Origin of the sequence: Alcaligenes sp. Lyrl_28 (assembly GCF_051948705.1) — a bacterium.
Classification (GTDB): Bacteria; Pseudomonadota; Gammaproteobacteria; order Burkholderiales; family Burkholderiaceae_B; genus Alcaligenes; species Alcaligenes ammonioxydans.
This window is the reverse complement of record NZ_JAYJLG010000005.1, coordinates 149287-173148: the sequence shown is the minus strand read 5'-3', so window position 1 is coordinate 173148 and position 23862 is coordinate 149287. Positions and strand designations below refer to the sequence as shown.

The window sequence follows — 23862 nt, the reverse complement described above, 5'->3', positions numbered from 1 at the left end:
GCGACGCCTTTGCAGCGAATGTGATCTTCTTTGTTTGCTCGGACGCGCTGTCCTGAGCCGGGACGCAGGTGCTGGAGGCTGCGTCTATCCCTACCGTTTTTAGTCATTGAAAAGAGTGCCGTATGAATGATCGGATTACTCAGGGCGTAGCGTTGCCCGAAGCATCTGCAAAGCAGCGTCTGCCCTTGCCTCCCCAACAGCCTCATGTGATTGGCAGCGAGGCCGAAGCCATCGCCGTTGCCCGACAATTGGCCACTGAATTTGCTCAAACCGCTGCCGAGCGCGACCGCCTGCGCCAGCTCCCCTGGGACGAGATAGAGCGCTATACCGCCAGTGGCCTGGGTGCCATCACTATCCCCAAAGCCTATGGCGGTCTGGAAGCTTCCAACGAAACGCTGGTGCAGGTGTTTGCCATCATCAGCGCGGCTGATCCTTCCCTGGGTCAGATCCCGCAAAACCATTTCGCGCTGATCCAGAACCTGAAAGACACCGGCACCGAATCTCAAAAGCAGCGCTGGTTCCAGGCGGTGCTGCACGGCGCACGTTTAGGCAACGGCGGACCGGAGAAAAAGGGTAAGGCAGCGGTGATGACGGACGTCACTGCCCATCTTGCTCGGGCAGCAGATGGCAGCTTGCGCGTTAGCGGCACACGTTTTTACTCCACTGGCGCTTTGTTCGCGCATTGGATTCCGTTCCGAGCCGCGGATGAGCAAGGCCGGGGTGTGCAGGTCTGGGTACGCCGCGATGCACCCGGTGTGCAGGTGATTGATGATTGGAATGCCTTTGGGCAACGCACCACCGCCAGTGGCAGTGTGGTGTTCGACCGGGTTCTGGTCGAGGAAGACCATGTGCTGGAAAGCTGGCGTTTCGTAGACAAACCGTCCTTGTCGGGCCCGATTTCTCAATTGATTCAAGCCAGCATTGACGCCGGTATCGCCCAGGCTGCCCTACAGGATGCGCTGGAATTTGTGCGCAATCGCGCGCGCCCCTGGACTGACTCGGGTGTGACCAGCGCCACGCAGGACCCTCACATTATTCAGGAAGTGGGTGCCTTGCAGATTGAGGTGGATGCCGCTCAGGAAGTTTTACTGGAGGCAGCGCGTTTGCTGGATGAATTGGCCGCGAGGCCCGTCGATGCGGATAGCAGCGCCCGTGCGTCGGTGGCTGTTGCCGAGGCAAAAATCCTGACGACGGAAGCCGCCCTGAACGCCAGCGAACAGCTCTTTGCCTTGGCGGGCTCTTCGTCCACCCGTGCTGCTCATAACCTGGATCGCCACTGGCGCAACGCCCGCGTGCACACCTTGCATGATCCGGTGCGCTGGAAATACCACCTGTTGGGCAATTACTTGCTCAATGGTATTGCTCCCTCTTATCACCAATGGAATTGAGGCTATGACGATCCCGTTTTCTACGTCCGCACACCTCATCCAGTCCGAGGCCGAAGCGCTGCAGGCAGCTGAGCAGTTTGCACAATTCATTGCCCAACAGGCGCTGGAGCGCGACCGCGACCGCATTTTGCCGCATCAAGAGGTGGAGCAATTCAGTCAAGGTGGTTTGTGGGGCATCACGGTCCCCAAAGAATACGGGCGCGCGGGCGTTTCCACCGATGTGCTCACCCGGGTTGTGCAGCGCATTGCCCAGGCCGATGGCAACTTTGGCCATATCCCGCAAAACCACTATTACGCGCTGGAAGTGTTGCGCGTGGGGGCGACGCACGAGCAAAAAGCCTTTTTCTACGATCAGGTGCTGCAAGGCAAACGCTTTGGCAATGCACTGGCGGAGATCGGCAAGAAGGATTTTGTACGTCGCACGCAGTTGCTCAAAGCGCCGGATGGCTGGTTTGTGGATGGCCGCAAGTTCTATTGCACGGGCTCGCTGTTTGCACACTGGATTCCCACGCTGACGAGCTCGCCTGATGATGGCCGCCTGTATTTGGTTTTTGTGCCGCGTGAGGCTAAAGGCGTCACGCTGACAGACGACTGGGACGGCTTTGGTCAACGTGTCACGGGCAGTGGCTCGGTGGAGTTCACGCGTGTTCCCGTGCAGCCGCAATGGGTTGTACCGTTCACCGATTCCTTCGAGCGTCCCACCCCCATTGGTCCTTACGCCCAGATTATCCATGCAGCACTGGATTTGGGTATCGGCCAAGGGGCGTTCGAGGCCACCCTGCCCTTCATCCGTGCGCACAGTCGCCCCTGGATTGCCGCTGGCGTGGGCAGCGCCGCCCAGGACCCGTTGTTATTGCAGGAAGTGGGCAATGTGCATGTGCGTTTGCGGGCCGCGCAAGCGCTGCTGGCCCGCGCCGCCCGCTATGTGGATGCCGCCCAGCACGCCCCGGATGAGGACAGCGTGGCCCAGGCTTCCATTGCCGTGGCGCAGGCCAAAGCCTTGTCCACCAGCGCCAGCCTGCTGGCAGGCAGCAAGCTGTTTGAACTGGGGGGCACCAGCGCTACGCAAGCCCAGCATGGCCTCGATCGCTACTGGCGCAATGCACGCGTCCATACCCTGCATGACCCGGTGCGCTGGAAGTACCACGCCATTGGCAACTATGCCCTGAATGGCGTGCGTCCGCCGCGTCATGGGGCCTTGTGATGCCATTTTGCTTCGATATGGCCTGTTTTTTTAGGCCACGAGCCTTTCTCTTTTATCTGGATTTTGATTGATGACTATCTCGCGATTTCTTAAAAAACTGACGGCATTCAGCCTTGTCTCGACCGCCGTCTTGTTGAGTAGCACAGCGACCGCAGCTCCTTTGAAAATCGGTGTTGTGCCCGGCATTTTTGCGGACTCGGTGGTCGTTGCCGCTCAGGAGGCCAAGCAGCAAGGTGTGGATGTGCAGGTGATCGAATTTACCGATTGGGCTACGCCGAATGTGGCGCTGGACGCGGGCGATATTGATCTGAACTACTACCAGAACAGCAACTACCTGGCCAATGCGGTGCGCGACAAGGGCTTCAAGCTGGTCAGCGTGCAGCCGGGCATTTTGTCTTACCTGGGTCTGTATTCCCTCAAGCACGCCACCCTGGTCGACTTGCCCGATGGTGCATCAGTGGCAATTGCCAGTGATGCCGTCAACGTAGGCCGTGGGCTGCGCTTGTTGCAGCATGCGGGCTTGATCACGCTGCGCCCTGAAACCGGCTTGCTGGGCACGCCCGATGACATTGTTTCCAATCCCAAAAATTTGAAGTTTGTGGAAGTGGAAGGCCCGCAACTGGCACGTGCCACGCAGGATGTGGATCTGGCCCAGGGCTTTCCGTATTTCATCCTGGCGTCCAACGCGTTTGACGCCACCAAGGCCTTGTCCTTGACCAGTTACGAGGACGATTCCTGGGCGATTCAGTTTGTGGCCCGTGGCGATAAGGCGCAGGACCCGCGCATTGCCCAGTTCCTGGAGGTCTACAAGACATCGCCCGCTGTGCGCGAGGCAATCGATCAGTTCTACCAAGGCGAGCAAAAGCTGTATCGCCTGACCTGGTTGCCGCATTAAGCAAGGAGAATGCCCATGACGCAGCCTAGGAAACACATCCATATCAACGCCTTCAATATGAATTGCGTGGGCCATATTCATCATGGTTTGTGGACGCATCCGCGGGATCAATCCACGCGGTATCACACGCTGAAGTACTGGACGGATCTGGCTAAAACTCTGGAAAAAGGTTTGTTCGACGGCATTTTTCTGGCTGATGTGGTCGGCTATTACGACGTCTACCAGCAAGGAGTGGACTTGACGCTGCGCGAGGGTATTCAACTGCCCGTGAACAATCCCTGGCTGCTGGTATCGGCCATGGCGGCGGTCACACAGCATATTGGCTTTGGCCTGACGGCCTCGGTGGCGGCGCATCACCCCTACACCTTCGCACGGGATGTCAGCACGCTGGATCAGCTAAGCAATGGCCGCATAGGCTGGAACATCGTGACCGGCTATGTGGATAGTGGAGCGCGGGGTTTGGGGCAGGAGGGCCTGGATGCACACGACAGTCGCTACGACCGGGCCGAGGACTTTCTGCAATTGGCCTACAAACTGTGGGAAGGCAGCTGGGAAGATGGCGCCCTGATTGCCGACAAGCAGCGTCGCATTCATGCGCTGCCCGAGAAAGTGCATACCGTGCACCACGAAGGGCCGTTTTATCGCAGCAATGCCATTCATATGAGCGCGCCTTCTCCCCAGCGCACCCCCTTGCTGTTCCAGGCGGGAACCTCGGCGCGGGGGCTGCAGTTTGCCGGACAACATGCCGAAGGCGTATTCATCGGTGCGCGGGACCCGGAAGCGGCCAGGGACTCGTCCCGCAAGCTGCGTCAGGCAGCGATCAATGCGGGACGGCAAGCGCAGGATCTGAAAATTTATGCGGGCGTAGCGGTCGTCACGGGTGCCACGGAAGCCGAGGCTAAAGAAAAATACGCCGACTATCTGGCCCATGCCAGCTCCGAAGGCGGCCTGGCGCACTTTGCGGCCAGTACGGGTGTGGATTTTGCCCAGTATGACCTGGACGAACCCATCCACTTTGGCTCCAGCAACGCGATTCAGTCCGCAGCGGCAGCGGCCCAGAAACAAGGCTGGACGACACGCCGTAAGCTGCTGGAGCAATTCACGCTGGGCAGCCGCTACAAAACCATTGTGGGCGACCCGCAGCAAGTGGCGGATGCGCTCAGCACCTGGATCGATGAGGGCGAGATCGATGGCTTCAACCTGACCCGCATCGTCGTGCCTGAAACCTGGGAGGACTTTGCTCACTACATCGTGCCTGAGCTGCAAAACCGGGGCCGCTATCGAACCGCTTATGAAGGAGGAACCCTGCGCCAGCAACTGTTTGGGCAAGGTAATCGGGTATCTGCCACTCACCCTGCTGCGCAGTGGCGGCATTTTTTATAAGGACAGGACCATGTTGTTTGCCCGTTTTTCTATTCGTGCCATGTTTGCCTTCGCAGCCCTGGGCTTTGCGGGCCATGTGTCTGCTGCTGCACTGAAAATTGGCGTCACACCCGGCTCTTTGGCTGATTCTGTCGCCGTGGCGGCCAAGGAAGCCAAACAGATTGGGCTGGAGGTCGACGTCATCGAGTTCACTGACTGGACCACGCCCAATACAGCCTTGGCATCCGGCGATCTGGATCTGAATTACTTCCAGCATCAGGCTTTTTTGGACAATGCCGTCAAGGAAGGCGGCTATGCGATTGAAAGTGTGGCTTACGGCTTGCTGCCCAATATTGGCTTGTATTCCAAGCAGTACCCGTCTTTGGACGCCATACCTGAAGGCGCTTCTGTTGGAGTTGCCAATGATCCGGTGAATCAGGCGCGTGGCCTGCTGCTTTTGCAGACGGCTGGCCTGATTCAGTTGAAAGACGGTGTGGCGGCACGCGCTTCGATCCACGATGTCGCCGCCAACCCCAGAAAGCTGCGGATTGTGGAAATTGAGGGGCCGCAATTGGTGCGCGCAGCCGATGACCTGCCACTGGTCCAAGGCTATCCGGCCCACTTTGTGAACGCCGGGCAGGCCGAGCTGGCCAGCAAGGCCTTGCAGTATTCCACGGTGGATGACCTGTACTACGCGATTCGCTTTGTGGCTCGAAGCAGCCATAAAGATGATCCCCGTATACGCCAGTTTGTGGATCTTTATCAACACTCTCCGGCTGTAGCCGCGCAGATTGACCGGTCTTTTGCGGGTGACAGGAAGCTGTATTCCTTGCCGTGGCAAACGGCCGGCCATGCCTCCATTACGCAGGCTCCTTGAGGGCTGAACATCATGATTACTGACACTGCCGTTTTTGCCTCGGATACTGCGCCAGCGTCGTCTTTTGCAAGAAAGGCGCAGGCAGCGCCTGACCGTGTGCGTGTTTCCGATCTGAGCACCTTGCGTGCCCGTTTCAGCGCCCTCTTTCAGCGCATTGCCGATACCGCTGCGGAGCGCGAGCACACCCGTACCCTGGCCTACGCCCCCATTCTTTGGCTGAAAGACAGCGGTTTCACGGCTCTGCGTGTACCGCCCCAATGGGGTGGCAGTGGGGTTTCCATCCCGGTGTTCTTTGAGCTGTTTCAGGAACTGGCCGCGGCGGATTCAAACGTCGCTCAAATTCTGCGGCCTCATTTTGGCTTCATCGATCGACTGTTGATTGATCGGGATGAGACTACGCAAGCGCAATGGCTGCCGCTGGCAGGCCAAGGAGCGATTTTTGGCAATGCCACCACCGAGACTGGCCTGGGTGCTGTCGGGCAACTGCAAACCACGCTGGAACCTGATCCTGAGCAGGCCGGACAGTGGCGTTTGAATGGCCGCAAGTTCTATAGCACAGGCACCTTGTACGCAGATTGGGTCACGGTGGTGGCCCGCAGTACCGGGACGGAGCAGGAAGATGAAACGGTACATGCCGTGGTGGCCACCAATCAGGAAGGGGTGGAGCGTCTGGATGACTGGCATGGTTTTGGGCAAAGGCTGACGGGGTCCGGTACAACGGTACTGACCGATGTGCTCGTGCCCGAGAGCGCCATCATCCGTTTCCCGCGTCAGGAACCTACCCCCTTGGTGGCCTATTTTCAGCTGGTGCATTTGGCGACCTTGGCGGGTATTGCCCAAGCCTTGCAGCGGGATGCGGTGGCTTATGTACAGGCGCGCAAACGTGTCTTTAGCCACGGCAGTGCGGCGTTGCCCAAGGATGATCCTTTGGTGCAGCATATCGTGGGCGAGCTGGCCAGCACGGCTTATATTGCCCAGCTGGCGGTGCGTGATGTGGCGGCTCATTTGCAGAATATTGCGGATCAGCGGCGGGCGGATGTGGCGGTTCCCCGCGAGACTTTGGATGCCCTGGAGCTGCGAACGGCACAGGCGCAAGTGGCGGTGGTGGAGCCGGTTTTGCGGGCGGCCACGCGTCTATTCGACGTGGGTGGTTCCACGGCCCTGGAGGAATCCCGTCGTCTGGATAGACACTGGCGTAATGCGCGGGCTCTGGCCTCGCACAATCCGGTGATCTACAAGGCCCGTTCGGTGGGGGATATTTTGTTGAACGAGGCCGAGCCAGTGTATTACTGGCATGTGGGGACGAAGGAGAGTTGAGCCGATGCGGCCAGAGGCGGGGCCGCCTCTTGGAAACATAAAGGGCACGAATTAATCGTGCCCTTTATGTTGTCAGCTGTGAGCGCGCAGCCTCTCAGGGTAAATCAACGACAAAATAGTACGCTAAGCGCGTGATGAGGCTGGCACCCAGCGATAAAGCGTAGGAACGGATACGTCCAGGTTCTTGGCCACGTCCTTGAGTGGTACACCGCTGGCCAGCAGCTTCTTGGCTGACTTGATTTTGTTGTCGTTCATCTTGGGTTTGCGACCACCCTTGCGGCCAAGCTGCTTGGCGACTTCCAGCCCGGTACGGGTACGTTCGATTGTCAGTTCGCGCTCCATCTCGGCCAGGCTGGCCATGACGTGGAAGAAGGACCGACCAGACGGCGTGCTGGTGTCGATGGAGTCGGTGAGGCTTCTGAACTGGATACCTTGTGTGCGCAGTTTGTTGACCAGATCGACCAGTTGCTTGACTGAGTGGCCCAAGCGGTCCAGCTTCCAGACCACCAATGTGTCGCCCTCGCGCAGCATTTCGAGCGCTTTGACCAAGTCTGGACTATTTGCTCGCGTGCCACTTACCTTGTCTTCAAAGACCCTCTGGCACCCGGCCTGAATCAAAGCTTTGCATTGCAATTCAAGGTTCTGATCTTGCGTCGAGACGCGCGCATAGCCGATCAGCATGGCGTGTCGCCGTCTGCATCCTGACGAACGGCAAGTAACTGTTGAAGCAATTCCGGTAGTGCTGTCTGCACGGTGTCCCACACGACATCGAGGTTGACGTCGAAGTAGCCGTGGGCGATGCGGTTGCGCATACCGCGCATACCGCGCATATTACGCCACGGCACTTGTTCGTGTGTCTGAGCGAACTCGATATAGCCATCCATGACCTGCGTGGCAGCCTCGCCAATAATGATAAGGCTCATGATGACGGCTTGCTGGGTTCGTTTGTCCCCAAGAAAATCTTCTCTGGTCAGGCCCTCTATGAAACCGCATGCATCGGTTGCAGCTTGCTGCATGTGGTCAAGGTAATCCGGAAGACGGTACTTGCTCATACCGGTTGCGCCTCTGCAAGCACTTTGGCCCGGAATTTAGGCGGCAGGTCGCCGGGCGTCAGCAAATCGACGTGAATACCAAGCAGCGATTCCAGCTCGTCTTGCAGGCCTCCCAGGTCGAACAGCGTCGCACCAGGCAGTGCGTCAACCAGCAAATCAATGTCGCTGCCATCCTGGTCGGTGCCATGTAGTATCGAACCGAAGACGCGTGGATTCGCCGTGCGAAAACGGCTTACGGCTTCACGCACTGCATCTCGGTTCATGTCGAGCACAACAGATGGTCGCATGGTCATCCCTTGTTATCAAAACTCATCAAAATGGTAAGTTATTGAGAATGGGATTTCAAGGCCTGGTTCCTCAGATCGAAATTATTACGAGAGTTGAAACAGCCTGGCCGCATTGTCATAAAACAGCTTGTTCAGAATTACATCCTTGAAACCCAGCTGCTGGAAGTCCTCAATACTCTGGCGAATCGGGCGGAAGGTATAGGACGAACCAAACAGCAATTGCTCGGACAGGAAGCTATTGGCTGCCTGCACATAGCCCTCATTGCCTGGCTGGAAGATGTACATATCAGGCACCAGATGCACGTTCTCGTGCAGAAAGGCCAGGCCTATGGCCTGCTGTACATTGGGCCAATAGCCGTGATAGACCACTAAAGGCAGATCCGGGAAGGCTTTGGCCACTTTGGCCAGCCCGGCCGGGTCGTTGTAGCGCGGGTCCGGCGTGGTGGGGCCACTCATCAAAAAGACGGGTACTTTCAGGTGGCGCGCCAGTTCGTAAACGGGCCAGTAAACCGGGTCATCGGGGTGACGTGCTGGAACACCAAAACCCGGCTCGATATCAATGCCGGACAAGCCCAGCTCCTTGATGGCGCGTTCTGCCTCGGCCAGGGCCTCCTGCTCGCCTTGCAGAGCCGGGTCTATACCGGCAATGCCCAGCAATGCTTCGTGCCCATGCACGATCTGGTGAATGGTGTCGTTGGGCAAATGTTGTGATGGCGTGTGGCGGCCGACGACGACCGCTTTGCTCAGCCCGGCCTGGCGTACTTCTTCCAGAAATCCTTCCTGACTCAGCGATCTTTCAAAGTGGGTATCGCTGCCACGAGTGCCGACACGGCGATTCAGCCAACGCGCAGTGGCATGTTCCGGTGAGCCGGGTTCGGCTCCGAAAAACTTGTGCAGAAAGGCAGGTCGGCAGCGTAGATCGATTATTTTTTGGCTCATGATGCAGAAGAAAGTTGCTGGTTTTGAACGCCGCGCGCGTCAAAGGCGCCACCGGTCTGGGCACGATCACGGACGGTGACGGCACGCTTGCCTAGAAGGGGAAACACCAGCTCGGCAAAGCGGATGGACTCTTCCAGATGCGGATAGCCCGAGAGCACAAAGGAGTCCGCGCCCAGGTCCATGTATTCCTGCAAGCGCTGGGCCACGGTCTGGGCATCGCCTACCAGGGCGGTGCCTGCTCCGCCCCGTACCAGCCCTACGCCTGCCCACAGATTGGGCGAGACTTCCAGTTGATCGCGTCGGCCACCATGCAAGGCGGCCATGCGTTTCTGGCCTACCGAGTCCATGCTGGCGTAATTGGCCTGCGCCTTGGCAATGTCCTCGTCCGTCAATTTGCTGATCAGGCGATCCGCCTCGGCCCAGGCTTCCTCATTGGTTTCGCGCACGATTACGTGCAGGCGTACACCCAGCCTTACTGTGCGGCCACGGGCGGCGGCACGACGGCGGATGTCCTCAAATTTCTTGCCCACCGCAGCCGGGGGCTCGCCCCAGGTCAGGTAAGCATCGACGTGCTCGGCAGCCAGCTCGTGTGCGGCGTCCGAGGAGCCACCAAAGTACAAGGGCGGATAGGGTTTTTGCACGGGCGGGAAGAAGTTGCGGCCATTCTCCACCTTGAAGTGCTTGCCCTGAACATTCACGGTGTCGCCAGAGAGCAATTGACACCAGATCGTCAGATATTCATTGGCGTATTCGTAGCGGGAATCATGGTTCAGAAATACGCCTTCGGCTGCCAGTTCGGTGGCATCGCCGCCAGGCACCACATTCAGCAGCAAACGGCCATGCAGGGCCTGGTCCAAGGACGCTGCCTGACGTGCGCTGGCGACTGGCGCGCCCAAAGAGGTGCGCAGGGCCACCAGCAGCTTGATGCGCTGGGTAACAGGAACCAGGCTGGCCGCCACCACCCAGGGGTCCAGGCAAGAGGCGCCGGTAGGAATCAGCAAGCCGTCGTAGCCCAGGTTCTCGCTGGTAACGGCAATGCTGCGCAGATACTCGTTAGTGGGTGCCCGGCCAAAGTCGGATTTGCCCAGGTAACGGGTGTCGCCCGAAGTGGGCAGGAACCAGAAAATATCGGGTGTGGTGGAGGTGATTTGGCTCATGCTGCCTGCGCCTCCAGAACAGAGTTTCGCAGCGGCAAACGCGTTTGAATACTGTGCAGTACCGGCACGGCCAGATCAACGGTGCGCTGGATGTGCTGTTGCAGGGCGGCGCTGGTGACTTCGCCGTCCTGAATCTCCTCGGGCGTGGCATAGACCCCGATGGGCAGGGTCAGCGCCTGGAAGAAGCTGAACAGGGGACGCAGTTGATGTTCGATGACCAGGGCATGGCGTTGGCTACCGCCAGTGGCGGCCAGCAGTACAGGCGTGCCGTTCAGGGCATTCATGTCGACCAGATCGAACAGGTGCTTGAGCAGGCCCGGAATGCCCGCGCGAAAGATGGGCGAGCCCACGATCAGAAAGTCGGCCTGCTCAATGGCGGTGATGGCCTGATGCGCATGGGCGGGCAAGGCGTCGGTGGACAGGGCCGCGCCAAGTTCGGGCAGCAGGCTGAGCAGCTCGATGTTTTGCACGTCCAGTGCCAGTTGGTCGTTCAGTGTGTCGCGCAGCGCATCCAGCAGCACTTGCGTGCGGGAGGGACGGTGCAGGCTCCCATTCACAATAACGGTTTTCAGAGGGCGGCTCATGGCAATTCCTTGCAGTGAAATCAGAACAAGGTGCCGCCAGAAAACGGGGGCACCTGTGCGAGTCAATGCCTTGTATTACATGCCTGATCGTTGCTGCCACGAAAGACAATTCGCTCATGTGTTTATGGCTGACCTGCGCCCTTAGTCTTCTGATTTGCTTATGAAAATCAGTAGGCTTGAATGTGAAAAAATGTGCTGCCAAGTGGCATACCCTTGAACCGCGATGCAAACCTTATGAGGTATCAGGCAAAAGACGGGAGCACAGATTTTGAGCGGTGCGTTTGGGGTGCGGACAGACAGGTCTGATGCAGGAGTGCCAGAATTGGATAGTGGGCCATCTGCTTGTGCCAGAGTTGGATAGTTTGGCGGCAAATGAATTTTTAGAATAAAAACAGGCCAATCAGGAGGGATTGGCCCCCGACTGTGTGGCAAACACAGCGGTTTTTATTTCCAAGAGAGAGACAAACCATGACTCAACACAGCCCCCCGCCCTATATCGAAATCGAAAAGCGTATCGACAAGGTACGCGACGAATACGCTCTGGTTGAAGGCCACTTCGATACGTCTGAAGAAACCTCCCCCTGGATTCCTTTCGGCCCCAATATCTGGTTGCGTCATCTGAGCTTTGATATTCGCAACAACACCTCGGTGCACATTATGCGTGCCGACAAGGGTGGCTCCCTGGGTCGTCACCGTCACCGCGCCGTGGTGACCGGCTACATCCTGTCCGGCAGCCTGCGTTACGAGGAATACGATTGGGTGGCCCGTGCCGGTCATTACATCCACGAAAGCCCCGGTCGCACTCACACCCTGGTGTCGGACGAAGGCATGGAAACCCTATTTCACCTGGGCACGCCCATCGAGTTCCTGGACGAGAACGACAACATTCTGGAAATTATTGACGTGTTCTGGATGATCGATCACTACACCAGCTACTGTAAGAAGCACAATCTGCCCATCAACCAGTCCATGTTCATCTAAGACGGTTTGAGGCTTGTGTGTCGGGTCTGCCCCGTTTGATGGGGCAGTTCCTTGAAGCGCTGTTGATAGTAGGCAGAAAAGCGGCCCAGATGCCCAAAACCATGCGCCAGTGCGACATCGGTGACGTTGGGGCGGGGACGGGTTTTCAGAACCTGATGAGCGGCATCCAGTCGCACATTACGCACCCAGTTCATGGGAGATAGCTGATAGTGGCGACGGCACAGCAGATGCAGGAAGCGGGGACTCACACCTGCTGCCTGAGCCAGATCATCCAGTGAGATGTTGCTGTGCAAATGCGCCAGCACATAGTTCCTGGCCTGGAGTAGACGCATTTTCCCTGCCCGGGCTGCGGCTCCCATGGACTCATCCACCAGAGCCTGGGCAGCCTGTTCATCGGCGGGATGACACAGCAGGAATAAGGCCAGGCTGCTTTCAATATGCTGCGTCCAGCTGGCTGAGCGGTCGCCGTTCTGCGCCGGGAGCAGAAGCAGGTGCTGGATGAGGTTGGCCCATTGCGGGCCCCTACAGGGGTCCAGCTTGTAGACACAGCCTCGGGTCATGCCCTCTTGTGCCAGAGTCTGATGCCCCACACCATCAAACAGGCTGTAGGGGATTTTCACGATCAACTGTTCGCAACCGGCTTGCCACAAGGTGCGCACATGATGGCGGGGGGAAACCGCCGCAATATCACCCGGATAGGCAGTCAGCTTGTGATGCCCGTCGCTGATAAATTCGGCCGTGCCCTGCAATGCCATTTGCACCAGGCAGAAATCTCCAAAGGCGTCGGCCTGGATTTCCACTTCGGCGCCATAGCCCAGTTTCATTACGCTGATCTGATCAATATCACGCCGATACAGACGGGTGTTGATGCGCCCTCGGCCCCAGTTTAGGGCATGCCTGGAAATGGCTCGACTCAACGGTTGATGGGACAGCTCGGCGCTGTGTGAATGAAAGACTGGATGACGGTATAACACCGACAGATCCAGGCCATTTTCTGCCGGCATGGGGAACCCCTGTTCCAGAACATAAGAAGGCGCGTGAACAGTGCCTAGTGTAGAAGTTGCTCGATTTGGCGGGCATGGGGGCTATCCCTTATCAGGGCAGATGGGTTTGGAAATATCCTTTATTTACAAAAGACTAACCTTTTTGGCTATTTTGTTTAAGTTTAAATAAAACTACTGGTTTCTCCATGAAGTTATCCAGGCTTGTAGGAGTCAGAGGAGGCTGCGCTTTGACCACTGCTCTTTCTGGCTCATGAAGGTGCTTTTAGCATTGTCATGGTGTGGGCATTCTCGTGCCGGCCTTTTTTTGCGACCCTGGCTGACACAGCGTGATCTGGGGTGTTGTGTCATGCCATCCCTTCCATTTTGCTCATGACAAGCGGCTCTTGCGATTGTGCTGGCTCTGTCAGGCTGACTTGCACACCAATGTCTGCTGGTTTGGCGTAGTGCAGACTGCTGGTTACCAGAGCGTTCACGCCCGTTGCGGCATAGGCGGCGGCATTACCGGCATGAATCCCGCCCGCAGCCAGAATGGTGAGCGTAGGATGGGCCTTGCGCAATGCAGGTACGATTTGCATCAGGGTTTCGGGCGGTATCTTGTCGAACTGCACCACGTCCGCGCCCGCCTGGGCGGCGCTATAGGCTTCGCTCAGATCCGCCGCTTCGATCACGATTTTCTTCTCGCACAAGGCATATTTGTGTTGGGCAATCGCACGGCCGACTTCTTCCCAGCCGCCCATCAGTGCTCGATGCTGCGGGAAGATCAAAATGGTTTCCCCCAGGCCCAGACGATGCGGCATGGCCCCGCCCGACAGGGTGGCTTTCAAGGCCAGCTTGCGTACGCCGGGGGCATGTTTGCGGGTGGTCAGCACGGCTACCGAGGCATTGACTGTTTGCACGGCCTGCACGACTTGCTGGGTCAGGGTAGCGATGCCACAGGCAAACTCCAGCAGGTTCTGGCCGACTTTCCAGGCACGCAGCAGGGACTGAGCCGAGCCTTGGGCCAGCAGGACCGTCTGACCGGGCAAGGCTGCCACGCCGCTGGGGGTGTAGTGCTGGGTCTGCCCGCCGCAAGAGCGCACAATCTCGGCTACCTCCTCTGTGCCCGCCACGCGAATGTGCTCACGGACCACGTAACGCAGTGTGGTGTTCTGCTTGTGCAGGCCCAGCATATGGCTGGTCAGATCCAGGTAGGACGCATCCTCGCCAATCCACTGGTCGATTTGGCTTTGTTCAAAAAAAACCGTCATTGTTGATTCCCGTAGCGCCGCAGCGCCCAAAAGCAGGCTAATGCCGTCAGACCCAGTAAGCAGGACAGCGCATTGGCACAATCTGTGTTGCCATCCAGGACGGCGTTATAAATGGATAAAGACAGGGTTTCGGTCCGGCCTGCGATATTGCCCCCCACCATCAGCGATATCCCGACTTCGCCTAGCGCCCTGCCACCGGACAGGATCAGGCCCGTGGCCAGGGCGGGTCGCAGCAAGGGCAGCTCCACCCGGAAGAAGTAGGACCAAGTGCCGTGGCCCAGTGTGGCCGCGGCTTCGCGTAGCCGTGGCGACAGGCTGTTCATGCTGTTTTGCACAGGTTTGACCATTAAAGGCAGCCCGGCGATAAATGCGGCAATCAACAAGGCCGCCGGCTGAAAAACAATATTGGGCGACCAGCCGGTGGCACTGGCCAGCCAGCCTTGCCTGCCCAAGGCAAGCAGCAGCAAATAGCCGATGACAATCGGCGGAAAAACCAGCGGCAGACTCACCAGCGAATCCAGTAATCCGTGGCCCGGGAAGCGTTTTCTGGCCAGAACCCAGGCCAGTGCCAGCCCTAGCACCAGCTGTGCCGCCAGGGTGGCGGCCAGCACAGACACACTCAGGCCCAGTGAGCTGCTGGAGCAGCTCATCCAGGCAGACATTACAGACCGTGACGCTCAAGAATGGATTTGGCCGTGCCCGAGCCCAGGAACTGGGTCCAGGATTGCAGCGCGGGGTTTGCAGGACGGTTCTTGAGTATGGCCAGGCTCAGATCGATCGGGTCGTGGCAGGAGGCTGGCAGGGGCAGGATGGTGCCCAGCTTGTCCTTGTGGGCCAGCGCCTCGCTGCGGTTGATGAAACCGGCATCCACTTCGCCGTTCAGCAAATAAGCCGACACTTGCGGCAGCATGGCGACTTCAAGGGTGCGTCCATCGGCCTGGACTTTTTCACGTTCCATGCAGGTGGTGGCGGCGCGGCCATAAACCGTTTTCTTGGCATCGCCAATCGCGATGCGTGCGTAGCTGGGCTGCTGTAAATCCTGGATGGAATCAATGGTCTTGCCCTTGGGCACGGCCAGCATCAGGGCGCCCTGGCTGATGTTCACGAACTGCTGGGCAATGCCCATGGGTTCCAGAAAAAAGCGGTCGCCAATGATGGCGGCAATGTCTGGATTTTGCTCGCTCTGGGCGCGAACCTGTTGCATATTGCCAAAGCTGCTCTCTACCGTCAGGCCGGTTTCTTTATGGAAGGCTTGAATCAGTTCGGTGACGGGTTTGCGATAGCCTGCGCCGGTGGCAATCAGCAGGTCGGAAGCGTGGGCCGTGGTGGTGATCGCCAGCAGACAAGCGGCGGAAAACAGCAAAGATTTCATCGGATATCCTGTCGCTAAATTTCGTTATGAGCTTTAGTTTATAACGAGAGAGGGCTGACAGGGATGTTCGCCACGCGCCGGGGCCGGAGCCACCAGACTCAAACCTGCTTGAAAACTGGGAAAAGCGGCTTGTGCCCAGCGACGATGCACGTTTTTCGTTGCCGCAAAGCTGGAAACAGAAGGCGAAAAAAATCCCCATCCTGAACCAGTAAGATGGGGATTTTGGGGGGCACCCCCACCCGGAGTGACACTCCGGGTGACATGGTGTGCGTTAGGCTTGAGCGGCCTTGAATGCCAGACGCCATTGGTGCAGCAAAGGCTCGGTGTAGCCGTTAGGCTGTTCCAGACCTTTCAGAACCAGATCCTGAGCGGCGCGGAAGGCAAAGGAGCCTTCAAAGTTGCCGGCCATCTTCTGGTAGGCAGGGTCGCCCGCGTTTTGCTGGTCCACCACAGCGGCCATGCGCTGCAGGGTTTCAACCACTTGTTCGTGGGTAACGATGCCGTGCAGCAGCCAGTTGGCAATGTGCTGGCTGGAGATACGCAGGGTCGCGCGGTCTTCCATCAGACCGACGTCGTGGATGTCCGGTACTTTGGAGCAGCCCACGCCCTGGTCAATCCAGCGCACCACGTAACCCAGGATGCCCTGGGCGTTGTTGTCCAGCTCTTCCTGGATTTCCTTGGCGGACCAGTTGGTGTCCGTCGCCACGGGAATGGTCAGGATGCTGTCCAGGTAGTCGTTGGTGTCGCCTTCCAGACCCTTCTGGACGTCGACCACGTTGACTTGGTGGTAGTGCAAGGCGTGCAGCGTGGCAGCGGTAGGCGATGGTACCCAGGCGGTGTTGCCACCGGCCTTCACGTGACCAATCTTTTGCTCCAGCATTTCAGCCATCAGGTCGGGCATGGCCCACATGCCTTTACCGATCTGGGCACGGCCACGCAGACCGCATTGCAGACCGATCTGAACGTTATTGCGCTCGTAGGCAGGCTGCCACTCGGCCTGTTTCATGTCGGCCTTGCGCACGACGGCACCCGCTCGCATGCAGGTGTGGATTTCATCGCCGGTGCGGTCCAGGAAGCCGGTGTTGATGAACACAACACGTTCGGTGGCCTGAGCAATCGCTGCCTTCAAGTTCACGCTGGTGCGGCGCTCTTCGTCCATGATGCCCAGCTTGACGGTGTTGGGAGCCAGGCCCAGCAGGCTTTCCACACGATCAAAAATTTCGCTGGCAAACGCCACTTCGTCAGGACCATGCATTTTGGGCTTGACGATGTACAGCGAGCCGCTGCGCGAGTTCTTCTTCAGCTGCAGATCACGCATGCCGATCAGGGTGGTGACCACGGCATCCAGAATGCCTTCTGGGATTTCACGGCCTTCGCCATCCAGAATGGCAGGGTTGCTCATTAGGTGACCGACGTTACGCACGAACATCAGCGAGCGGCCAGCCAGCGTTTGGGTGGTGCCCGTCAGATCGGTGTACTGGCGATCGTCGGCCAGACGACGGGTAAAGACCTTGCCGTCTTTCTTGATTTCTTCAGTCAGCGAACCGGTAACCAGACCCAGCCAGTTGCGGTAGGCCAGGACCTTGTCGTCAGCGTCCACGGCAGCCACGGAATCTTCGCAGTCCATGATGGTGGTCAGCGCGGCTTCCAGAACAATGTCTTTCACACCAGCCGGATCGGTCTTGCCAATCGGGCTGTTGGGGTCGATCTGCAATTCAAAGTGCAGGCCGTTGTGCAGGAATACGATGGCTTCAGGCGCATCAGGCTGACCACGGTAACCCAGCAGGGTCGAGGTGTCTTTCAGGCCGGTGGTGCCGCCATTTTCCAGGGTGACGCGCAGGGCGCCATCAGCGATGGTGTAGGAGGTCGCCTGGTCATGGCTGCCCTGGGCCAGAGGAATGGTGTCGTTCAGGAACTGGCGGCCAAAGGCGATGACCTTGGCGCCACGCACCGCATTGTAGCCACCGCCGCGCTGAGCACCGTCGGTGTCGGGAATGGCGTTGGTGCCATACAGCGCGTCGTACAGGCTGCCCCAACGTGCGTTCACAGCGTTCAGCGCGTAACGGGCGTTCATGATAGGTACGACCAGCTGGGGGCCGCCCTGCTCGGTGATTTCGGTGTCGACGTTGGCGGTGTTGACCTTGACGTTGGCAGGCGCGTCTTTCAGATAGCCGATGGAGCTCAGAAAGCGCTTGTAGGCCGGCATGTCGGTGATGGGGCCCGGGTTGGCCGTGTGCCACTTGTCCAGTTCGACTTGCAAGCGGTCGCGTTCGGCCAGCAAGGCGCGGTTTTTAGGTGCCAGATCATGGACCAGCTTGTCGAAACCAGCCCAGAAGGCTTCGGAGGAGATACCTGTGCCGGGCAGGGCTTCTTGTTCGATGAACTGATGAAGCACCTCGGCGACTTGCAATCGCTGGCAGGAGATTCGAGTGGTCATGTGTACCCTTGCTGATAGTTAAAAGTGATTCGGTACAGCGGCAGGCCGCAAGGGCTCGTTCGCTGCGATTACCTGGTCAAGCGCGCTTCAGAACAGGCTGACATCGCGGGTAGATTGACCCGCGCGGCACCGGGAGACAAAGGACATCAGAGGGCGAGCACATTGCACAAGGCAAAAACCACTAAAAAACGCTAACCCATAGTAAATCAGCCTAAATACAAGCCAATTTGCGCGATGTCGAACTATGTCTCACACGCATGCCAAACACACTGCCAAGTTGAATAACGTAAATTATGAAGGACTGATGCAAGCTGGATTTAATACTCAAAGTATTAAGACTACATACTTAATGTATTTACTGGTTTTGGGCAAGTCTTATATATGAGGTAGAAGACAGTGCCTGCCCTTGCACCGGGTGATTAGCGGCCATATCCGACAAGGCATGTAAGCCACGCTCAGTTCGCCAAGCCGCTGATTTAGCGCCATTCGCACCCAATGCGGGCGTGAGGGGCAGCGATCTTGGTGGGATTTGTCACTGCCTTGGGTAAAACCTGAAATCCGCCCGAAAGCGGGATAAAGGGCCAGATTTCAAGCAGATTGATGAGTCAATTTCGCGTCAAAATCACAAATAGCTGTGTCCATCAGGCGGACAGTGGGGCTTGTGGTTCAGGCAAAAACCAGTCAGTACATTTGGGGTAGCCGCCAAGCCCCTCTTCCTTGCTCCAGCCCTTGTGCTCTGGTCTGAAACCAGTCCTGGACTGTCGCTATGGCAGGAGCGGTGACTTCGGTTTATCAGCAGCCCCACGGTCAGGCTCAGACGGTGGCGGGCGGGAATCGGGTTGAATAAGCGCGACAGCACGGCGCCCCCGAAGGGAGAGAGGCGATCGGGCAAGCAAGAAGAAGGCCGGCCGGAGATGGCTGAATTTGTCATGGAGCCGTGTAGGAGGCGACACGATAAACAGCTTATGATGCTTGCAGATCTGCTTGTCTGTGTTTTCCCTTGGAATACTTGTTATGTCTGATCCCAGCGGTTTTTCCCGTATTACGTCCACGCCTGAACTGATTCCATTCACGGGTTATCTGGACGCCGGCCAGGCTTTGGAACAGTTGCGTCATATTTACGATCGCAACACCGCTTTCTTGCGTGATTCTTTTGCCCAGTGCCTGGAGACCGGTTTTCCACGCGGGCAGCGTTTCAGGGCCTGCTACCCTGCTGTACGTTTGCGAGTCGAGACCTATCAGGAAGTGGACAGCCGTCTGTCGTATGGGCATGTGGTCGAGCCTGGTGTGTACATGACCACCATTACCGCTCCCGGCCTGTATCACGATTACTTGCTGGAGCAGCTGGAGCTGCTGCTACGCAATCACGGCGTGCAGGTGGAAGTGGGCGAGTCCTCCGTGCCCATCCCGCTGCATTTCGCGCTGAACAATGGCGTGCAGTCTACCGTGACGAGTGTGCCCGAATCGCCAGGGGATACCTTGCGCGATCACTTCGATGTGCCCGATCTGGCCTATATGGACGATGCCATTGTTAACGGCACCTGGGAGCGTGTCCACAACGAGCCCTTGCCGCTGGCTCCCTTTACCGCGCCACGCATTGACTACTCTTTGCACCGTCTGCAGCATTACAGTGCCACCCGGCCCGAGTATTTCCAGAACTTTGTCTTGTTCACCAATTACCAGTTCTATGTGGACGAATTTTGCCAGTGGGCGCGTGAAGTGCTGCAGGCTGATGAGCAAGGCTATATCGATCTGGTGGAGCCGGGCAATATCATCACCCCCGCAGGTGCGAATGCTTCAACAACAGGCTCGCCCCTGGCTCGGGCGCCGCAGATGCCTTCTTACCATTTGCGCCGTGCCGATCATTCTGGCATCACGCTGATCAATATCGGTGTGGGACCATCCAATGCCAAGACCATTACCGATCACGTGGCCGTCTTGCGACCTGCTGCCTGGCTGATGCTGGGCCACTGCGCCGGTTTGCGCACCACCCAGCGTTTGGGCGATTACGTGCTGGCCCATGGCTATGTACGTCAGGATCACGTGCTGGACGAGGATTTGCCCACCTGGGTACCCATTCCTCCCCTGGCCGAAATCCAGGTCGCGCTGGAGCAGGCAGTGGCTGAGGTCGCCGGCTTGTCAGGCTGGGAGCTCAAACGCATCATGCGCACGGGAACGGTGGCGTCCATTGATAACCGCAACTGGGAGCTGCGGGATCACCACGAGCCGGTACGACGCCTGTCGCAGTCGCGGGCGATTGCGCTGGATATGGAGTCGGCCACGATTGCCGCCAACGGTTTCCGCTTCCGTGTGCCGTATGGCACCTTGCTGTGTGTGTCGGACAAGCCTTTGCATGGCGAGTTGAAACTGCCGGGCATGGCCAGCGAGTTTTACGCGCGCCAGGTTGGCCAACATTTGCATATCGGTATCCGGGCACTGGAGCTGCTACGTGACATGCCTAAAGAAAGACTGCATTCGCGCAAGCTGCGCAGCTTTCTGGAAACGGCATTTCAATAATAGTTTGCCGGGGCCGCCTCTGGCGGCCAGTCAGAGCGGGTAGAACCCCGGTTTTGTCGTCATGCCCAGTTTGGCGGCCCGGTATCAGGCCGTACTGTCCCCAAGGATCAGGTCTTTTCGGCTCTGCTCAAGGCATCCGGCAGCGACGGGCAGGAGGTCGGTCAGGATCGCATCCCTTCTGACCTGTCGCTGCCCCTTTTTCAATCGGCCCAGACCAGCTGCTTAGCGGCTGGCGGCAATCGCGTCGCGTGCCTTCTGCACCAGATCCTCACCAATGGTCTTGGTCCATTTCTCAACGACGCCTTCTGTGGCTTTGGCAAAGGCTGCGTGTTGATCTGGCGTCAGGGTGGTGATCTTCACGCCGTGGCTCTCGATTTCTTTGAGCAAGGAAGGGTCCTGGGGCGTGATGCCTTTACGGGCGATTTCGATTTCGCGCTTGCCAGCCTCGATCGCGGCTTCGCGTACGATCTTCTGGTCTTCTTCGCTCCAGGATTTCCACACCTCGCGGTTGACCACAAACACCAGTGGGTCAGACACGTAGTTCCACAAGGTCAGGTATTGCTGCTGCACGTCGTACAGTTTGGCGCCGGCGTAAATGGACAAGGGGTTTTCCTGGCCGTCCACGGCCTTATTGGCCAGGGCGGGCTGCGCATCGGCCCAGCTCATTTGCGTGGGATTGGCACCCAGTGCGCTGAACGTGTCCATGTACAGGGGCGAGCCCACCACACGCAGTTTCAGGCCCTTCATGTCTTCGGGTTTGCTGACTTCGTGCTTGGAGTTGCTGAGCTGGCGAAAGCCGTTTTCCCCCCAGGCCAGCGGCACGACGCCCGCTTTCTCAATGTAGCCGAACAGGTCCTTGCCCACTTCGCCGTGGATCAAGGCGTCGGTGGCCTTGGAATCGGGCTGCAGGAAGGGCAAGGAAAACAGGTTCAGTTGCTTGATCTGGGGGGACCAGTTGATCGTGGAGCCCACCGCCATATCAATCATGCCCTGCCGAATGGCAGTGAACTCGCGCGTCTGGTCGCCTTGTACCAGCGAGGTGCCGGGGTAGATCTTGATGTTGATGCGCCCGTCGGTGCGCTCGCGCACCAGGTCGGACCAGATCACCGCCCCCTGGCCCCACGGGAAGGAAGTGCCCACCACAATGGATAGTTTGTACTCGGATTTGTAAGCGGCCTGGGCCGCTGGAACCACGGCCACAGTGGCAGCCGTACAGGCCAGAGCAGCCAGAATATGACGTATTTTCATGGATCAGGTCTCCCTTTCGATGAGTGGATGTGCAGTAATGCGGTTTTAGTTAAAGCCCAGGTAGCGGGGTAGCCACAAGGCGATGTCGGGCTCGATGATGACCAGCAGCATGGTGGTACCCATACCCAGCAGCAGCCAGCCGACCCAGCGCAAGGTGCTTTCCATTGGTACACCGGCAATCCGGCAGGCCACCATCAGGTTCACGGCGACCGGTGGCGTGAACTGGCCCAGGGCTACGTTCAGGGTCAGCAGCACGCCAAACCAGACGGGGTGCCAGCTAAAGTTGTAGGCGATCGGCATGAACAGCGGAACAAAAATCAGGAAGATTGAAATGCCGTCCAGGAACATGCCCAGCACAATCAGCATGACGATCATCAGGGCCAGAATGCCGTACTCACCCAGACCGGAGTGGATGATTGCATCTGTGACCGGGTCAATAATGCTCAGGGTGGACAGCGCCCAGGCAAAGATGCCGGCCAGTGCGACCACCATCATGATGACAGCCGATAATTCGGCCGCTTCGCGCAAGATCAAGAACAGGTCGCGAAATTGGATGGTGCGATGGATAACCATGCCTACGAACAGGCCGTAGAACACGGCCACCACAGCGGCTTCGGTGGGGGTGAACAGACCCAGGCGCATACCACCCAGAATGATGACCGGTGCGATCAGTCCCCAGGCGGCTTCGCGCAAGCTGCGCCAGAAGGGCGGCCGGGGCAGTTCGGCCTCGGCCAGGCCCAGTTTGTGGCGGCGCGAGAGCCAGATCGCCGGGATGATCAGGCCGATACCGGCCAGAATGCCCGGGAACATGCCTGCGGCAAACAGGGCGGGAACCGAGGCTTCAGGCACCAGCACCGAGTAAATGATAAAAGCGATGGAAGGCGGGATCAGGATGTCGGTGGCGGCACCGGCGCCCACAATACTGGCGGCAAAGGGGCCAGGGTAGCCGGCGCGCTTCATGGCGCCGATCATGACCGCACCCACCGCGGCGGCACAGGCCGGCCCGGAGCCGGAAATCCCCCCCAGGAACATGGCCACTCCAATGGCCACGACGGGTAACATGCCTGGGCCACGGCCGACCAGGGCAACCGCAAAGTTCACCAGGCGACTGGCCACCCCGGAGCGGTCAAAAATAGAGCCCACCAGAACGAACATGGGGATGGCCAGCAGGGGGTACTTGGCCAGGCCGGCATAAAAGCTTTGTGGTACGGCCATCAGGCCAAACCAGTGCGTATCCAGATTGGACATCAGGATGGCAAAAGCCCCGCCTATGCCCAGGGACACGCCCACGGGCACGCCTACCAGCATCAGGCCGATGAAGATGACAAACAGCAAGGTAGCAATCATGACTTGGCCCGCCAGCGACGCATCCACATGCCCAGCAAGCGCAGGCTCAGGGTGGTGGACAAAATGGGCAGCCACATGCTGTACCACCAGGTCGGCACGCCAATCGAAGGAGAGGTATCGCCCCATTCGAATTCATCCAGTGCCATACGCCCGGACAGCACGGCCAGGCCAATGAAGAACAGCAGGCTCATGCCAATGCCGAACAAGGCCAGCCGGCGTTGACGGCGCTGAGTCCCCGCATCAGCAAAGACTTCGATACGGATATGGAGGTGTCGTACACAGGCGCTGGCCCCGGCATTCATGGTCAGGACCACCAGCAAGAAGATGGAGATTTCCTCGGTCCAGGCAAAAGAGCTATCGGTCAGATAGCGCACAAACACGTTGGCAAAGGTAATCAGCGCCAAGGTCGCCATGATCAGGACCGAAGCCCAGTCTTCCAGTTGCAAGGGAACGCGTGGACCTGGTTCGGTCGGCGCGCTGGCGGGATGGGTAGATATATCTGTAGAACTTGAATCCATGAGGTCTGTCAGATCGGGCAATAAAGCTACATGCTAGCGGTCAGGGACGGGGCTGGCAGTGAGTAATTTCCCCCGGTGCAAACGCAGCCGCGGGCCAGGATTGGCCGGGGACGAAACGATAGGGATAGG

Annotated in this window: 22 protein-coding genes; 8 read left to right on the top strand and 14 right to left on the bottom strand. The window is 58.4% G+C overall.

Annotation, left to right across the window (positions count from 1 at the left end; translation table 11 throughout):
• Positions 1-122: 122 nt before the first annotated feature.
• The 6 genes from VF694_RS13055 to VF694_RS13030 all read left to right on the top strand — a co-directional run bounded on the left by VF694_RS13055 (position 123) and on the right by VF694_RS13030 (position 7043).
• Positions 123-1388 (top strand): SfnB family sulfur acquisition oxidoreductase, encoded by a 1266-nt coding sequence (locus VF694_RS13055; protein ID WP_003800611.1) that lies wholly within the window; start codon positions 123-125, stop codon positions 1386-1388.
• A gap of 4 nt (positions 1389-1392) precedes the next feature.
• Entirely contained in the window at positions 1393-2592 is a 1200-nt protein-coding gene (locus VF694_RS13050; protein ID WP_440164556.1) for an SfnB family sulfur acquisition oxidoreductase, read from the top strand.
• A 70-nt stretch (positions 2593-2662) separates the two neighbouring features.
• Positions 2663-3487, top strand: coding sequence for a MetQ/NlpA family ABC transporter substrate-binding protein (locus VF694_RS13045; RefSeq protein WP_440164554.1), 825 nt, complete (start codon positions 2663-2665; stop codon positions 3485-3487).
• Between the two features lie 15 nt (positions 3488-3502).
• Positions 3503-4870, top strand: coding sequence for an LLM class flavin-dependent oxidoreductase (locus VF694_RS13040; protein WP_240209167.1), 1368 nt, complete (start codon positions 3503-3505; stop codon positions 4868-4870).
• Between the two features lie 10 nt (positions 4871-4880).
• Complete coding sequence (locus tag VF694_RS13035) at positions 4881-5726, top strand: MetQ/NlpA family ABC transporter substrate-binding protein (protein ID WP_059318395.1); 846 nt, start codon at positions 4881-4883, stop codon at positions 5724-5726.
• 12 nt (positions 5727-5738) lie between these two features.
• Entirely contained in the window at positions 5739-7043 is a 1305-nt protein-coding gene (locus tag VF694_RS13030) for an acyl-CoA dehydrogenase family protein (RefSeq protein ID WP_059318394.1), read from the top strand.
• A 123-nt stretch (positions 7044-7166) separates the two neighbouring features.
• Here VF694_RS13030 and VF694_RS13025 read toward each other — a convergent pair whose 3' ends face one another.
• The 6 genes from VF694_RS13025 to msuE form a co-directional block, all read right to left on the bottom strand.
• Positions 7167-7724, bottom strand: a complete 558-nt coding sequence (locus tag VF694_RS13025; protein ID WP_336580036.1) for a recombinase family protein — start codon at positions 7722-7724, stop codon at positions 7167-7169.
• Positions 7718-8095 (bottom strand): HepT-like ribonuclease domain-containing protein, encoded by a 378-nt coding sequence (locus tag VF694_RS13020; RefSeq protein ID WP_440164549.1) that lies wholly within the window; start codon positions 8093-8095, stop codon positions 7718-7720. Before VF694_RS13020 ends, VF694_RS13025 begins: the two co-directional genes overlap by 7 nt.
• On the bottom strand, positions 8092-8382 hold the full coding sequence (locus VF694_RS13015) for a nucleotidyltransferase family protein (RefSeq protein WP_042485281.1): 291 nt from the start codon (positions 8380-8382) through the stop codon (positions 8092-8094). Before VF694_RS13015 ends, VF694_RS13020 begins: the two co-directional genes overlap by 4 nt.
• A gap of 84 nt (positions 8383-8466) precedes the next feature.
• Positions 8467-9321: an amidohydrolase family protein gene (locus VF694_RS13010; RefSeq protein WP_003800595.1), complete on the bottom strand. Its 855-nt coding sequence runs from the start codon at positions 9319-9321 to the stop codon at positions 8467-8469.
• Positions 9318-10478, bottom strand: coding sequence for an FMNH2-dependent alkanesulfonate monooxygenase (gene ssuD, locus VF694_RS13005; RefSeq protein ID WP_440164545.1), 1161 nt, complete (start codon positions 10476-10478; stop codon positions 9318-9320). The genes VF694_RS13010 and ssuD overlap by 4 nt, the downstream gene beginning before the upstream one ends.
• Positions 10475-11062 carry an FMN reductase gene (gene msuE / locus VF694_RS13000; protein ID WP_440164543.1) on the bottom strand — a complete coding sequence of 196 codons (588 nt, stop codon included), beginning with the start codon at positions 11060-11062 and terminating at the stop codon, positions 10475-10477. The genes ssuD and msuE overlap by 4 nt, the downstream gene beginning before the upstream one ends.
• A gap of 468 nt (positions 11063-11530) precedes the next feature.
• Here msuE and VF694_RS12995 point away from each other — a divergent pair, with 468 nt between their 5' ends.
• Positions 11531-12043 (top strand): 2,4'-dihydroxyacetophenone dioxygenase family protein, encoded by a 513-nt coding sequence (locus tag VF694_RS12995; protein WP_003800590.1) that lies wholly within the window; start codon positions 11531-11533, stop codon positions 12041-12043.
• Here VF694_RS12995 and VF694_RS12990 read toward each other — a convergent pair.
• From VF694_RS12990 to VF694_RS12970, 5 genes are all read right to left on the bottom strand, one after another.
• Positions 12040-13047 carry an AraC family transcriptional regulator gene (locus VF694_RS12990; RefSeq protein ID WP_440164541.1) on the bottom strand — a complete coding sequence of 336 codons (1008 nt, stop codon included), beginning with the start codon at positions 13045-13047 and terminating at the stop codon, positions 12040-12042. The genes VF694_RS12995 and VF694_RS12990 overlap by 4 nt on opposite strands.
• Before the next feature lie 344 nt (positions 13048-13391).
• Positions 13392-14294, bottom strand: a complete 903-nt coding sequence (gene modD / locus VF694_RS12985; RefSeq protein WP_440164539.1) for a ModD protein — start codon at positions 14292-14294, stop codon at positions 13392-13394.
• Positions 14291-14956 carry a molybdate ABC transporter permease subunit gene (gene modB / locus VF694_RS12980; protein WP_201024862.1) on the bottom strand — a complete coding sequence of 222 codons (666 nt, stop codon included), beginning with the start codon at positions 14954-14956 and terminating at the stop codon, positions 14291-14293. The genes modD and modB overlap by 4 nt, the downstream gene beginning before the upstream one ends.
• Entirely contained in the window at positions 14956-15666 is a 711-nt protein-coding gene (gene modA / locus VF694_RS12975; protein ID WP_426345421.1) for a molybdate ABC transporter substrate-binding protein, read from the bottom strand. The genes modB and modA overlap by 1 nt, the downstream gene beginning before the upstream one ends.
• A gap of 271 nt (positions 15667-15937) precedes the next feature.
• Complete coding sequence (locus tag VF694_RS12970; RefSeq protein WP_003800583.1) at positions 15938-18103, bottom strand: malate synthase G; 2166 nt, start codon at positions 18101-18103, stop codon at positions 15938-15940.
• Between the two features lie 1014 nt (positions 18104-19117).
• On the opposite strand from VF694_RS12970, the gene VF694_RS12965 reads away from it, so the two are divergent.
• Complete coding sequence (locus VF694_RS12965) at positions 19118-20620, top strand: AMP nucleosidase (RefSeq protein ID WP_003800581.1); 1503 nt, start codon at positions 19118-19120, stop codon at positions 20618-20620.
• Between the two features lie 222 nt (positions 20621-20842).
• Here the strand turns inward: VF694_RS12965 and VF694_RS12960 are convergent, their stop codons facing one another.
• From VF694_RS12960 to VF694_RS12950, 3 genes are read right to left on the bottom strand one after another with little or no spacing between them, the layout of a single operon-like run.
• Entirely contained in the window at positions 20843-21868 is a 1026-nt protein-coding gene (locus VF694_RS12960; protein WP_003800580.1) for a DctP family TRAP transporter solute-binding subunit, read from the bottom strand.
• Positions 21869-21913: 45 nt separating this feature from the next.
• Positions 21914-23215 (bottom strand): TRAP transporter large permease, encoded by a 1302-nt coding sequence (locus tag VF694_RS12955; RefSeq protein WP_003800579.1) that lies wholly within the window; start codon positions 23213-23215, stop codon positions 21914-21916.
• Complete coding sequence (locus VF694_RS12950) at positions 23212-23733, bottom strand: TRAP transporter small permease (RefSeq protein WP_131071141.1); 522 nt, start codon at positions 23731-23733, stop codon at positions 23212-23214. The genes VF694_RS12955 and VF694_RS12950 overlap by 4 nt, the downstream gene beginning before the upstream one ends.
• Between the last annotated feature and the right edge of the window lie 129 nt (positions 23734-23862).

What these genes read in the sequence shown, in the direction of transcription:
- VF694_RS13010 (WP_003800595.1), bottom strand. Translation starts at nt 9,321, where the DNA reads ATGAGCCAAAAAATAATCGATCTACGCTGCCGACCTGCCTTTCTGCAC.
- VF694_RS13015 (WP_042485281.1), bottom strand. Translation starts at nt 8,382, where the DNA reads ATGCGACCATCTGTTGTGCTCGACATGAACCGAGATGCAGTGCGTGAA.
- modB (WP_201024862.1), bottom strand. Translation starts at nt 14,956, where the DNA reads ATGTCTGCCTGGATGAGCTGCTCCAGCAGCTCACTGGGCCTGAGTGTG.
- modD (WP_440164539.1), bottom strand. Translation starts at nt 14,294, where the DNA reads ATGACGGTTTTTTTTGAACAAAGCCAAATCGACCAGTGGATTGGCGAG.
- VF694_RS13020 (WP_440164549.1), bottom strand. Translation starts at nt 8,095, where the DNA reads ATGAGCAAGTACCGTCTTCCGGATTACCTTGACCACATGCAGCAAGCT.
- VF694_RS13025 (WP_336580036.1), bottom strand. Translation starts at nt 7,724, where the DNA reads ATGCTGATCGGCTATGCGCGCGTCTCGACGCAAGATCAGAACCTTGAA.
- VF694_RS13040 (WP_240209167.1), top strand. Translation starts at nt 3,503, where the DNA reads ATGACGCAGCCTAGGAAACACATCCATATCAACGCCTTCAATATGAAT.
- VF694_RS13030 (WP_059318394.1), top strand. Translation starts at nt 5,739, where the DNA reads ATGATTACTGACACTGCCGTTTTTGCCTCGGATACTGCGCCAGCGTCG.
- VF694_RS13035 (WP_059318395.1), top strand. Translation starts at nt 4,881, where the DNA reads ATGTTGTTTGCCCGTTTTTCTATTCGTGCCATGTTTGCCTTCGCAGCC.
- VF694_RS12970 (WP_003800583.1), bottom strand. Translation starts at nt 18,103, where the DNA reads ATGACCACTCGAATCTCCTGCCAGCGATTGCAAGTCGCCGAGGTGCTT.
- modA (WP_426345421.1), bottom strand. Translation starts at nt 15,666, where the DNA reads ATGAAATCTTTGCTGTTTTCCGCCGCTTGTCTGCTGGCGATCACCACC.
- VF694_RS12960 (WP_003800580.1), bottom strand. Translation starts at nt 21,868, where the DNA reads ATGAAAATACGTCATATTCTGGCTGCTCTGGCCTGTACGGCTGCCACT.
- ssuD (WP_440164545.1), bottom strand. Translation starts at nt 10,478, where the DNA reads ATGAGCCAAATCACCTCCACCACACCCGATATTTTCTGGTTCCTGCCC.
- msuE (WP_440164543.1), bottom strand. Translation starts at nt 11,062, where the DNA reads ATGAGCCGCCCTCTGAAAACCGTTATTGTGAATGGGAGCCTGCACCGT.
- VF694_RS13050 (WP_440164556.1), top strand. Translation starts at nt 1,393, where the DNA reads ATGACGATCCCGTTTTCTACGTCCGCACACCTCATCCAGTCCGAGGCC.
- VF694_RS12950 (WP_131071141.1), bottom strand. Translation starts at nt 23,733, where the DNA reads ATGGATTCAAGTTCTACAGATATATCTACCCATCCCGCCAGCGCGCCG.
- VF694_RS12995 (WP_003800590.1), top strand. Translation starts at nt 11,531, where the DNA reads ATGACTCAACACAGCCCCCCGCCCTATATCGAAATCGAAAAGCGTATC.
- VF694_RS12965 (WP_003800581.1), top strand. Translation starts at nt 19,118, where the DNA reads ATGTCTGATCCCAGCGGTTTTTCCCGTATTACGTCCACGCCTGAACTG.
- VF694_RS12990 (WP_440164541.1), bottom strand. Translation starts at nt 13,047, where the DNA reads ATGCCGGCAGAAAATGGCCTGGATCTGTCGGTGTTATACCGTCATCCA.
- VF694_RS12955 (WP_003800579.1), bottom strand. Translation starts at nt 23,215, where the DNA reads ATGATTGCTACCTTGCTGTTTGTCATCTTCATCGGCCTGATGCTGGTA.
- VF694_RS13045 (WP_440164554.1), top strand. Translation starts at nt 2,663, where the DNA reads ATGACTATCTCGCGATTTCTTAAAAAACTGACGGCATTCAGCCTTGTC.
- VF694_RS13055 (WP_003800611.1), top strand. Translation starts at nt 123, where the DNA reads ATGAATGATCGGATTACTCAGGGCGTAGCGTTGCCCGAAGCATCTGCA.